Genomic DNA, 10814 nt, shown 5'->3' with positions numbered 1-10814 from the left:
CTGCTGGGCGGCGTTGCCGTTGCAGCCGACGACCTGGATCGGGTTGCCGTCGTGCGTCTGGGCCCAGGGCACGTCCAGGCACAGCGTGTTCGCGACGCGGATGGTGCCGGTGCCCGTCGGGAGGGAGCCGCCACCCCCGCCGCCGGAGCCCGAGCCGTTGTCATAGACGCGGACGTAGTCGACCAACATCCGCTGCGGGAGCTGGGTCGTCCCGTCGGGGTAGCCGGGCCACTGGCCACCGACGGCGACGTTGAGGATGAGGAAGTACGGCTTGTCGAACACCCACGGGTTGCTGCCCACGCGGGCTGTCGTGACCTGGTGGTAGACGTTCCCGTCGACGGACCACGTGATCGAGCCGGGCTTCCAGTCGACCGCGAACGTGTGGAAGGTGTCGGCGAACGACCAGTTCTGCGGGTGCTGGTAGACGCCGGTGATGCCGCTGCCGCCCGAGTAGCCGGGGCCGTGCACGGTGCCGTAGATGCGGTGCGGCTCCTTGCCGATGTTCTCCATGATGTCGATCTCGCCCGAGGTCGGCCACGACGTCTGGGGGAAGTCGCCGCCGAGCATCCAGAACGCCGGCCAGATGCCCTGTCCCCGCGGGATCTGGATGCGGGCCTCGACGCGGCCGTACTTGAGCTCGACCTTGTCGTTGCTCTGCAGCCGCGCGGACGTGTACGACCCGTCGCCCTCGCGCCGGGCGGTGATGACGAGGTTGCCCTGTCCGTCGAGCGCGGAGTTGTTGCGGGACGTCGTGTAGTTCTGCAGCTCGGCGTTGCCCCAACCGCCCGCACCCGTGTCGTAGCTCCACACGGCGGAGTCGGGGGCGCTGCCCGCGGAGCCGTTGAACTCCTGCGACCAGATGACGTCGCCGATCGCCGCCTCGGCGGTGGTGGCCGTCGAGGCCACCAAGCCGGCGACGACGAGCGCGGCGGCGCCCAGTGCGGCGGCGAGCCCCTGAGCTCGACGGGTGGCGGTGCGCTGGCGTACGGGATGCATCGTTGCCTCCTGGAACCGGTCGTCGATCGGACGGGGCCGTGGTCGGCATCGCCCGATGACACGTGTCACTGCGCTGCGCACGGCAAGGGGGCGACTTGTCCGATTTGCGCCGACAGTAACGACAACTGTTACTGACCTGCAAGTAACTCTTACGGAGAAGGGGCTGGGCTCGTCACCCGAACGGGGTGTCAAGGTCGGAGTCCGGAATGTCGAAGTCAGGGAATGGCCTTCGGTCCCACGCAGAACTACGACGACGCGAGTCTCGGGGTCTGGAAAGGTCGCCCGATCCTGGCGGGGGCCATCCGGACGCTGATCGCCGCAGTTCCCATTGGCCTCGCGGTCGGTTTCGGGCTCGCCGCTGTGCACTGGTTCCCGCCGCGCCGCTTCGGTCTCAACCCGTGGGTCTGGATCCTCATCGAGATCTCGTGCGCGACGGGGCTCCTGGTGCTCGCGTCCCGGCTGGGGCGCAAGTTCCTGCCGCTGACCACGCTGCTGCGCCTCACGCTCTACTTCCCGGACCGTGCTCCGTCACGGCTCGCCGTGGCCATGAGTCACTACTCACCGAACGCGCTGCAGGCCAGACTGCTCTCCTTCGGACATCCGCGCGTGGTGCGCCCGGACGACGAGCACGCCGCTCGCATCCTGGGGCTCGTCGCGGCCATCAGTGATCACGACCAGCTCACCCGCGGCCACAGCGAGCGGGTCCAGGCCTACTCGGCGCTGATCGGCAAGGAGCTCGGCCTGTCGGGGCAGGACGCCGCCAAGCTCAGCTGGGCCGCCCTCCTGCACGACGTCGGCAAGCTGCGCGTCCCGGCGAGCCTCCTGAGCAAGCCGGGCGAACCCACGACGCAGGAGTGGGACATCCTGGCGGGCCATCCCGAGGCCGGCATGGAGGTCGCCGAGCCGCTCCGTGAGTGGCTCGGCCCGTGGCTGGACGTGATCGGCCAGCGCCACGAGCGCTGGGACGGCGCCGGCTACCCCAGCGGGTTGGCGGGCGACGCCATCAGCGTGGGCGCACGCATCGTCGCCGTGGCCGACGCGTACGACGTGATCACGTCGGCACGCTCCTACAAGCGCGCCCTGCCCGCGTCGGCCGCCCGTGCGGAGCTGGCGCGGTGCGCCGGCGAGCAGTTCGACCCGCAGGTCGTCCGGGCCTTCTTCGCCATCGGGCTCGGCAGGCTGCGCCGGGTCGCCGGACCTCTGAGCGTCCTGTCGGTCCTGCCCGGCCTGCCCTCCTTCTCCGCCGACCTGCCGTCCGTCGTGCAGAAGCTCACCACCGCGGGCGCCCTCAAGAGCACCGGAGCGATCGGCCTCGTGCTCTCGGTGTCCACGGCGACCGCAGGCGGGATCGCGCTCGCCGATGTTCCGCGCTCGCCCGAACCAGCCGCCACCGTCGCTGCTGACCCCCCGGCGATCGGGACGACCCACTCCGACGGCGTCGAGGTCGACCCCAAGGTCCCCGCGGTCAGATCGACCGCACCTGCTTCAGCGAGCGAGCACCGGACCACGCCGTCGCCGCGATCGAGCGGGTCGCCCGGTCCTGTCCCGGTGCCCGCGCCGTCCGCTGCCCAGCCGTCGGCCCCTGTTCCACCGGTTCCCCAGAACACCGAGGAAGCAGCCAAGACGCCGAAGAAGGTGAAGACCGACACGAAGGCCAAGGAGGACTAGCTCCTGGCCGATGCGAGAGCGGGGCGGTTGCTGCCATACCGACGCCGCCGGGCGTGACGGACGTACCTGCGGAACCCTGGTGCGAGGGTCGGGGCACGTCCCGACCGCGTGGCGCGAGGCGGTGGAGGGTGGACGAGGAGAAGCCCGCGACGTCGGGCGGCCTGGAGACGTACCGGACGATGCGCGACTTCGGCAGGACGCCCGAGCCGCCGGGCGGATCGAGCGCGCCGTCGGTGGCATCCGGACAGCGCCGGTTCGTCGTCCAGCGGCATCGCGCGCGCCGGCTGCACTACGACCTGCGCTTCGAGATGGACGGGGTCCTGGTCAGCTGGGCGGTGCCGCGGGGTCCGACGCTGGACCCGAAGGCCCGTCGGATGGCGGTACACGTCGAGGACCATCCGCTCGAGTACGCCGACTTCGAGGGCGTCATCCCGTCCGGCCAGTACGGCGGCGGCGACGTGATCGTCTGGGACCGCGGGACGTGGGAGCCGTACAAGGGCGAGGACCCGAGATCGGACGTGGCCACGGGGGAGCTGCACGCCGAGCTGCACGGGTCGCGGCTGCGCGGGAAGTTCGTGCTCGTCCGGCGTGGTGAGGCGGACCTGCACGGCAAGGAGCAGTGGCTGCTGCTGCACAAGCGCGACGAGCACGCCGTCGAGGGCTGGGACGCCGAGGACCACCCGACGTCGGTGCTGAGCGGGCGCACGAACGACGAGGTCAAGGCGGACCCCGAGAGGTTGTGGCGGTCGGACCTGCCGGCCGCGGAGGCGTCCGTCGAGCTGCACGCCGCCGCACCGACCGAGGACCAGCTCCAGGCGCTCGACGAACTCGGCCGGGCGGGGACGTGGGAGGTGTTCGGTCGGCGTCTGCGGCTCACCAACCTCGACAAGGTGCTGTTCCCGGCCCGCGCGGGCGAGGAGCCCGTCACCAAGCGCGAGCTCGTGCGCTACGCCGCGCTGATCGCGCCCGTGGCGCTGCCCTACCTCCGCGGGCGCCCGCTGAACATGCACCGGTTCCCCGAGGGCGCAGACCACAAGGGCTTCTGGCACAAGCAGGTCCCCGACCACGCACCCGACTGGTTGGCCCGGTGGGACAACCCGGAGTCGGACCCGGGCGAGACGACCACCTACCTCCTGGTCGACGAGGCTGCCGCCCTGGTCTGGGCGGCGAACTTCGGGGCGCTCGAGTGGCACGCGTGGACCTCGCTGGGGGCCGAGCCGCGCCTCCCGACGTACGCGCTCGTCGACATCGACCCCGGCACGCAGAGCACGTGGGACGACGTCCTCCTGATGGCCCGGCTGCACCGCGACGCGTTCGCGCACCTGGGAGTGCGGGCGTACCCGAAGCTGACGGGCCGACGGGGGATCCAGGTGTGGGTGCCGATCGCGCCCGGACCCACGTTCGACGAGACCCGAGCGTGGGTCGAGCGACTGTCGCGGACGGTCGGCAAGGTGATCCCCGAGCTGGTCAGCTGGCGATGGGGGGTGCGCGAGCGTGACGGGCTGGCTCGCCTCGACTACACGCAGAACGCCATCAACAAGACGCTGGTCGCCCCGTACAGCCCGCGCGCTGCGGCGGGCGCCCCGGTCTCGGCGCCGATCACCTGGGACGAGCTCGACGAGCCCTGGCTCCGACCCGACGCCTGGACGGTGCGCACGGTGCTGCAACGGGTCACCTCGCGAGGCGACCCGTTCCGTGGTGTCCTCTCGGCCGACCAGGTGCTTCCCCGGTTGGCCTGAGGCGCCGACACGTCCGCGACGCGCCGTCCATCCTGTTGCGGCACTCGGTCGCGCCGACGGTGTTGCGTCTCGACACCTGCGGCCTGAGACGGAAGGTGGGTGGATGACGCGTCCGGTGAAGGTGACCCGCGAGAAGCTGCTTGCGTTCCGCCGCGCCGTCGGTGCACTCGACACGCGACTTCCGGCCGAGCCCGGGTCGGTGCGGACGGCGGCCTGGGCGGGACTGACGGACAGCGTGCCGCGTGCCGCCCTGCTGCAGCTCCACGCGCGTGTGAGCGGGACGACCTCGACCGCCCTGGACGACCCTGGCGTCGTCCAGGTGTGGGGACCGCGTTTCAGCGTCTACGTGGTCCCGGCGGAAGATCATGCCGTCTTCACGCTCGGCCGACTGCCGGACGACGAGGGCAGGCGCCGGTTCGCGACGGAGCTCGCGCAGCGACTGGACATGCATCTCGGTGGACGTGCGATGTCGGCTGTCCAGGCAGGGCGGGAGCTGGGCGAGCACCCGTACCAGCTTCGGTACGCGGCAGCGACGGGTCGCGTTCTGATCCGGTGGGACGGTGCTTCTCAGCCGACGGTGTGGACGGTCCCCGCGCCCGAGCTCGACCCCGCGGAGGCGAGGCGCGAGCTCGCGCGACGGTTCCTGCACATCCTCGGACCGGGCAACGCCGAGGGCTTCGGCGCCTGGTCGGGCATCCGGCCGACGAGCGCGGCCACCGCGTTCGACGGGCTGCTCGACGAGCTGGTGCCGGTGAGAACAGACGTCGGCGACGCGTGGGTGCTTGCCTCCGACGAAGCCGCGCTGAGAGCGCCGGCCGGCCCGCCGGCGCTGGCACGGCTGCTCCCGAGCGGCGACGCGTACTTCCTGCTGCAGGGTCGAGAGCGTGAGCTTCTGGTGCCCGACGCCGAGCGGCGGGCGGACCTGTGGACCACGCGCGTGTGGCCGGGAGCGGTCCTCGTCGAGGGCGCGGTCGTCGGCTGGTGGCGGCGAGCCGGGGACCGCGTGACCGTCCGCACCTGGGACCCGCTCTCCGCGAGCAGCCGTGCGGAGGTCGAGCTCGAGGCGACTGCGCTGCCGGTGCCGGGGCTGCGGTCGCCGATCACAGTTCGGTGGGCGAGCTGAGGCTCGAGCTCCGACTCCCGACGGGGGCGATGCCGCCTCTGGTCCGCCGTAGGCGACCGCCTCCGGCTCGAACGTCGACGGCGGCAGATGCCGGTCAGTAGCCGGCGCCGCCGTCCAGGCCGGCGAGCACGTGGCCCGTCGCGGACAAGCCCAGGCGGGTCGCGCCCGCGTCGATGAGGGCGACTGCGTCTGCGGCCGTGCGGATGCCGCCGGATGCCTTGACGCCCATCGTGGGACCCACGGTCGCGCGCATCAGCGCCACGGCGTGCACACTGGCGCCGCCGGCCGGGTGGAAGCCCGTGGACGTCTTGACGAAGTCGGCGCCCGCAGCCACAGCTGCTCGGCAGACGCCGACGATCTGCGCGTCGTCGAGCGCCGCGGACTCGATGATGACCTTCAGCACCCCGGGGGCCGGCACTGCGGCCCGGACGGCGGCGATGTCTGCCTCGACCGCGGCGAAGTTCCCGGCCTTGGCTGCACCGAGGTCGATCACCATGTCCACCTCGTCGGCCCCCTGCTGCATCGACAGTGCCGCCTCGGCAGCCTTGACCGTGCTGTGGTGCTTGCCGGAGGGGAAGCCGCACACCACAGCGAGCCGCAGGTTCGGCGTCTCGGTGAGGTCCAGCGGCAGGAACGACGGCGAGACGCACACCGAGTAGACGCCCAGCCGCGCACCTTCGGCCACCAGGGCGGCGATGTCCGCGGCCGTGGCCTCGGGCTTGAGCAGGGTGTGGTCGACGTACTGGGCGAGCGCGACGGGGTCGATGTCGATGTCAGTGGCGGCGGTCGTGGTCATGGGGATCTCCTGTCAGCGCGGCGGAAGGGCGCCCGACGCAGCGCTGGTGTGCTGGGTCGAGGCGACCGGCTCGGGCCTGTCGCCCAGGAGGACCACGTCATGCGCTCATCCATGCCCAGTCACCGTGCAGGGCCGCGTACCCAGCACTCAGATCCCACACTGGGGGAGCAGACGGCGGCGAAGGTGGGCCTTTGGGCCCCTCACCAGAACGCTCCTGCGGTCTGCGACGGGGCGATGGGGGACACTCTCCGCCTGCGTCAACGCCGTGCCCCCGTGCCGCCAGTGCGTCTACGGGACTCACGGCGCGGGAGCGCATCATCGACCAGTTCGCCAGGGCGGTACGCGTCGGCAGTGAACCGGGTCAGCTCGCGCCGGGGTAGCCGATCTCGGCGAGGTCGTCGCCCAGATCACCGAGCGTCACATCCGGATTGAGGCGCTGGACGAGTTCATCAGTGAGTGTCTGCAGCGCGAAGACCTCGTTGACCGGATCGACGTCGAGGTCGGCCTCGTAGTAGTCCTCCGCGAACTCCCGATACGAGGTCGGCGTGCCGTCCAGCAGGACGGCAAAGAGCCAGTCGGCCCCGTCCGGGTCGTCTCCTTCTGGACGGTCCAGCACACCGACGTGCCACTCGTCGTCCGACGGTCGACGCCAGATGCAGACCGTCGCATCCGGCGTACCGTCCGAACTGAACGCCGGCTCGTTGACGCAGGGTGCGAACACCTCCGGCATGCCCTCAACTAGACCCGGCCACAGCGCGCCGCCGTTGGCTGCTGGGCTCATCGGGGACTCGTGATCAAAGCCGCGGACAAACGCACCGGCGCGAGAGAACACGATCGACCACGAGTCGCCCGAGCCGTTCCGCATCGAGGCCATCTCTTCGCCCGGCCCCCAATGGGCGTCGAATGAGTAGTAGCGGTCTTCCCACTCGGGACTGAGGATCGCCTCCAACGTTGCCAGAGCTCGGCACCGGTCACGCAGAACGCGGATCTTCGGCAAGGCAGCCGCAACATCGTGAGACGTCATGGCGCACATCGAACAGGTACCGACCACGGGGAGCAACAGTGCCCGCGGCGAGGGCAGCCCCCATGGCTGTGAGTCGATCGCTCAGGCACCCTGTGACCGAGCGCTCCCTTCTGGGAAGCAACGACCGGCGGCTGGCGGCGTTCGGATCAGGATGTTTCGGTCGCCGGGCCGGCGTGATGGCCTGGTTGACGACAAGCATCGTCGGATCGCGGTCTTCGCGAGGAGCGAACATGCAGGTCAGAGAGCTAGTCTCGGTGCCCCGAGTGGGATTCGAACCCCGCCAGACGGGCACAAGGGACACATGCACCATCCCCGCGGCTCCGTGACCTGCGGTTCCGTCGCGGTTCGTTTGACGTCGTTGGCCCGGATCGGTCCGTGCTGCCCCCGCCGGGGGTGGCCCCGAGCCGGCTCACGCGGGTTGAGGTGGCCTCCCGGTTGTATCGAGTGTTCTGTTTCGGGGTGGCACCGCGGGCCGCAACACCTTGCGCGGGTGCCCGCATCTGCGGGCAGGTGACCCTGCTGCGTTGGACGGTGGCGAGTCCGACGAGCCTTTCCACCTGCTCCTGCGTGAACCGGATACGGCGACCGCGAGACGCAGGTGCTCGACACGAACACGGGACACCGGCTCTCGCAGCCACCAGCCGGACGTACCGAGAAGTCCGGCCACATCCTCCAGGCCGCATGTCTCGTGTCGCTCAGGCTCTTCAGTCTCGCCCATCGCTCCTCCCTTCCTTGTCAGGACGAAGGCGGGTGTGCGTACTTCCGTGCAAGACGCGCCGCAGCGGGAAGGCGACCGACGCGGCGACGGGAGTGAGCCCAAGAGAGTCGGCTCAGACCGTGACCTACCTTGCGCACGTGCAACACGGGTTGGATCACAAGTCGTCGAWGCCGCGTCTCTAGGGTTGGGGCGTGACCGGAGACAGAGAGTTCGCCACGGCCCGGGAGGCCGCCAACGATCCGCGCATCCTGGTGTTCGGCCGATTGCTCGGAGCTGCGAACCGGCTGGAGTTTCTCCTTGGCCGCGCGCTGGAGGAGGGCACGGGACTGAGCCACTCCTTGTTCGAGCTCCTGTTGGTGGTCGGGCGGGCGGGTCCGGGTGGGATCGCCGTCCGGGACATCGCTCAGGCGAGGGTCCTGACCTCCGGCGGAGCCACCCGGCTGGTCGATCGTGCGTCCGCGCAGGGTCTGGTCACGCGTCACGCGTCCCCGGAAGACGGGCGGGTGCAGCTCATCGAGCTCACCCCCCGCGGCGAGGAGCTCCTCGTTGCGGCGAGCGCCCTCCACGCGCGCAACATCGAGGTGTATCTCATCGATGTGCTGCCACCCGATCAGGCTGCGGTGTTTGCTGAGGCGATACGGACGCTGAGCAAGAACGCGGCGACGGCACTCCCGGTCATGCCGTGATCAGCCTCGAAGGGAATAGCTGACTAGTCAGCCAATGTTGCGATGGGGATGCGGCGCGACGCGCTGCTTGCCTCGGGTCCACCGAGTGCCAACGAGGAAGGAACTGCCACCATGTCGCTCGACTTCGAGGTGTTCGATCTCGACTTCCCAGCAGGCTCGCCGAACAAGTCGGCGGTCCTGGTCACCGGTCCCACCGAGGCGCTGCTGGTCGATGCCGGCTTCACCCGCGCTGACGGCCACCGCCTGGTCGCGGCCATCCTGGACTCCGGCAAGGCTCTGACCACCGTCTTCGTCAGCCACGCCGACCCCGACTTCTACTTCGGCCTCGAGGTCGTGGCCGACGCGTTCCCGGACGCCGTGCTCCTGGCCACCCCGATCGTCATCGAGCACATCCAGGCGTCGTTCGAGGGAAAGCTCAAGGCCTGGGCCGCCCTCGGCGCCAACCTGCCCACGCGCCTGGTCCCGCTCACCCCGCTGGCCGACGAGTTCCTGGAGGTCGACGGGCACCGGCTCCAGCTGCGCGGGGGATCGGCCCTGCTGCCGGACCGGCACTRCCTCTGGAGCGCCGACGACCGCGCCATCCTCGGCGGTGTGCTCGTCTTCCAGCAGGAGCACGTGTGGACGGCCGACACCGCGACCCAGCCGCAGCGCGCGGCGTGGATCGACCTGCTCGACCAGATGCAGGCGCTCGACCCGCGGCTCGTCGTCCCCGGCCACCGGCTGCCCGGCACCGCGAACGACGCGAGCGCCCTGGACTACACGCGCACCTACCTGCAGGACTTCGAGCGGATCCTGGCCGAGGCTGCCGACGGCGCAGCGGCGACCGCCGCGCTGGTCGCCGCCTATCCGAGCTCCGGGATGCTGATCGCCGCCCAGCTCGGACCGAAGGTCGCGAAGGGGGAGATGACATGGGGCTGACGGACACCTTCGATCCGGTGACCTCGACCTCGGCCCGCGACGTCGTGCGCCGGCAGTATCTCGCGTCCGCCGCCGGTGACCTCGACGCGCTGCGGGCGACGCTGGCCCCGGATGTCGAGTGGACCGAGATGGCCGGCTTCCCGCTGGCCGGCACGTATCGCACCCCGGACGGTGTCACCTCGCACGTCATGGAGGTGCTCGGGCGGGACTGGGACGCGTGGACGGCTCACGACGACACCTACGTCGTTGATGGGGAGAACGTCGTCGTGCTCGCCCGGTACACCGCCACCCACCGGACCACCCACAAGGCGCTGGACGTGAGGGTCGCCCACCACTTCATCGTGCGCGGGGGCCTGATCGTGCGGTTCGAGCAGTTCGTCGACACCGCACTGGTCGCAGAGGCCGCGCGTCCGGATGGGGTGTGACGCGGAACCTCGGCCGCGTGGGAGGGGCGGTCGGAGCTAGCCAGCTCCGGTCGCTCATCCGTCGGTCTTTACCGATGGCGTCGAGAAGTCGTCGACCCAGGCTATGTCGGTCGAGGTGAGCGCCTCCCGCGTTCGGAGAAGACTCCTCCGACCACTCGATCGGCCAGCGGACCGGGTGTGGGACCGGATCCCACTCGCGTACTGCGTGTGACCTGCAGATTCGCCTGTGGCCGGCCCACGGGACTCGCGACCGTCCCCAACGAAGCGCCCCGCCCTGACCTGCGGTTTTACGGCGCGAGGAGGTGCCCCGAGTGGGATTCGAACCCACACTGGATCGGGTTTGAGCCGAACGCCTCTGCCGGTTGGGCTATCGGGGCCGTGCAGCAGGATAGCCCGGCCGCACGGTCACCTCGGCGCGCGGAGCCGGCTCACGGTGAACGGGTCGGGCTGCTCCCCGGCGGCGCGTTCGCCGAACTGGCTGTTCACCACGAGCAGCGACCGACCCACGAGCGCGGCAGTGGTGGGGGCGTCGAACCCGGGATCGGTGGTCCGCGAGACGACGGTGCCGCTCAGCAGCCGACGATCCAGCGCGATGGTCACCACGTAGCCGACCGATCCCTGCCGCTCGACGGCGTACAGGGTGCGACCGGTCAGGACGAGCCCGTCGCCGGCGACGGGCTCGCCGCCGAGATCGACCGCGGTGACGCTCCGGTCGTGGAGG

Annotated in this window: 9 protein-coding genes, 1 tRNA gene and 1 pseudogene; 6 read left to right on the top strand and 5 right to left on the bottom strand. The window is 70.7% G+C overall.

Translation table 11 applies throughout. The features are described 5' to 3' along the window. A partial coding sequence (locus AC1DUQ_RS09105) for a glycoside hydrolase family 16 protein (RefSeq protein ID WP_477073682.1) occupies nucleotides 1-996 on the bottom strand: 996 nt, incomplete at its 3' end. 222 nt (nucleotides 997-1218) lie between these two features. Between AC1DUQ_RS09105 and AC1DUQ_RS09100 the strand changes: the two genes are divergently transcribed. The 3 genes from AC1DUQ_RS09100 (at nucleotide 1219) to AC1DUQ_RS09090 (ending at nucleotide 5526) form a co-directional block, all read left to right on the top strand. Continuing rightward, nucleotides 1219-2664, top strand: coding sequence for an HD-GYP domain-containing protein (locus AC1DUQ_RS09100; RefSeq protein ID WP_477073681.1), 1446 nt, complete (start codon nucleotides 1219-1221; stop codon nucleotides 2662-2664). A 128-nt stretch (nucleotides 2665-2792) separates the two neighbouring features. Then, a complete protein-coding gene (locus AC1DUQ_RS09095; protein ID WP_477062180.1) occupies nucleotides 2793-4403 on the top strand; it encodes a DNA polymerase domain-containing protein in 1611 nt (536 codons plus the stop codon). A 103-nt stretch (nucleotides 4404-4506) separates the two neighbouring features. Continuing rightward, nucleotides 4507-5526, top strand: coding sequence for a DNA glycosylase AlkZ-like family protein (locus tag AC1DUQ_RS09090; protein WP_477062179.1), 1020 nt, complete (start codon nucleotides 4507-4509; stop codon nucleotides 5524-5526). Between the two features lie 94 nt (nucleotides 5527-5620). Here the strand turns inward: AC1DUQ_RS09090 and deoC are convergent, their stop codons facing one another. Next, a complete protein-coding gene (gene deoC / locus AC1DUQ_RS09085; protein ID WP_477062178.1) occupies nucleotides 5621-6322 on the bottom strand; it encodes a deoxyribose-phosphate aldolase in 702 nt (233 codons plus the stop codon). A gap of 361 nt (nucleotides 6323-6683) precedes the next feature. Further along, nucleotides 6684-7346, bottom strand: a complete 663-nt coding sequence (locus AC1DUQ_RS09080) for a hypothetical protein (protein ID WP_477062177.1) — start codon at nucleotides 7344-7346, stop codon at nucleotides 6684-6686. A 909-nt stretch (nucleotides 7347-8255) separates the two neighbouring features. On the opposite strand from AC1DUQ_RS09080, the gene AC1DUQ_RS09075 reads away from it, so the two are divergent. The 3 genes from AC1DUQ_RS09075 to AC1DUQ_RS09065 all read left to right on the top strand — a co-directional run bounded on the left by AC1DUQ_RS09075 (nucleotide 8256) and on the right by AC1DUQ_RS09065 (nucleotide 10093). Beyond that, a complete protein-coding gene (locus AC1DUQ_RS09075; RefSeq protein WP_477062176.1) occupies nucleotides 8256-8750 on the top strand; it encodes a MarR family winged helix-turn-helix transcriptional regulator in 495 nt (164 codons plus the stop codon). Between the two features lie 111 nt (nucleotides 8751-8861). Beyond that, nucleotides 8862-9668, top strand: coding sequence for an MBL fold metallo-hydrolase (locus AC1DUQ_RS09070; RefSeq protein WP_477073680.1), 807 nt, complete (start codon nucleotides 8862-8864; stop codon nucleotides 9666-9668). Further along, the gene (locus tag AC1DUQ_RS09065; RefSeq protein ID WP_477073679.1) at nucleotides 9659-10093 is read left to right on the top strand and encodes a nuclear transport factor 2 family protein; all 435 of its coding nucleotides are present in this window, start codon (nucleotides 9659-9661) and stop codon (nucleotides 10091-10093) included. Before AC1DUQ_RS09070 ends, AC1DUQ_RS09065 begins: the two co-directional genes overlap by 10 nt. A gap of 303 nt (nucleotides 10094-10396) precedes the next feature. On the opposite strand, the gene AC1DUQ_RS09060 is transcribed toward AC1DUQ_RS09065, so the two are convergent. After that, nucleotides 10397-10470: transfer RNA gene (locus AC1DUQ_RS09060), tRNA-Leu, on the bottom strand. Between the two features lie 28 nt (nucleotides 10471-10498). Beyond that, a pseudogene (locus AC1DUQ_RS09055) lies at nucleotides 10499-10814 on the bottom strand (hypothetical protein); the annotation flags it as partial.

The organism is Cellulomonas sp. P4_B5_2 (assembly GCF_056402235.1).
Note: the sequence above shows the minus strand (reverse complement) of the source record. Positions and strands in the feature narration are given on the sequence as shown.

Coding starts and splice junctions, on each gene's coding strand:
- AC1DUQ_RS09100 (WP_477073681.1), top strand. CDS start 1,219: ATGGCCTTCGGTCCCACGCAGAACTACGACGACGCGAGTCTCGGGGTC.
- AC1DUQ_RS09090 (WP_477062179.1), top strand. CDS start 4,507: ATGACGCGTCCGGTGAAGGTGACCCGCGAGAAGCTGCTTGCGTTCCGC.
- deoC (WP_477062178.1), bottom strand. CDS start 6,322: ATGACCACGACCGCCGCCACTGACATCGACATCGACCCCGTCGCGCTC.
- AC1DUQ_RS09080 (WP_477062177.1), bottom strand. CDS start 7,346: ATGACGTCTCACGATGTTGCGGCTGCCTTGCCGAAGATCCGCGTTCTG.
- AC1DUQ_RS09065 (WP_477073679.1), top strand. CDS start 9,659: ATGGGGCTGACGGACACCTTCGATCCGGTGACCTCGACCTCGGCCCGC.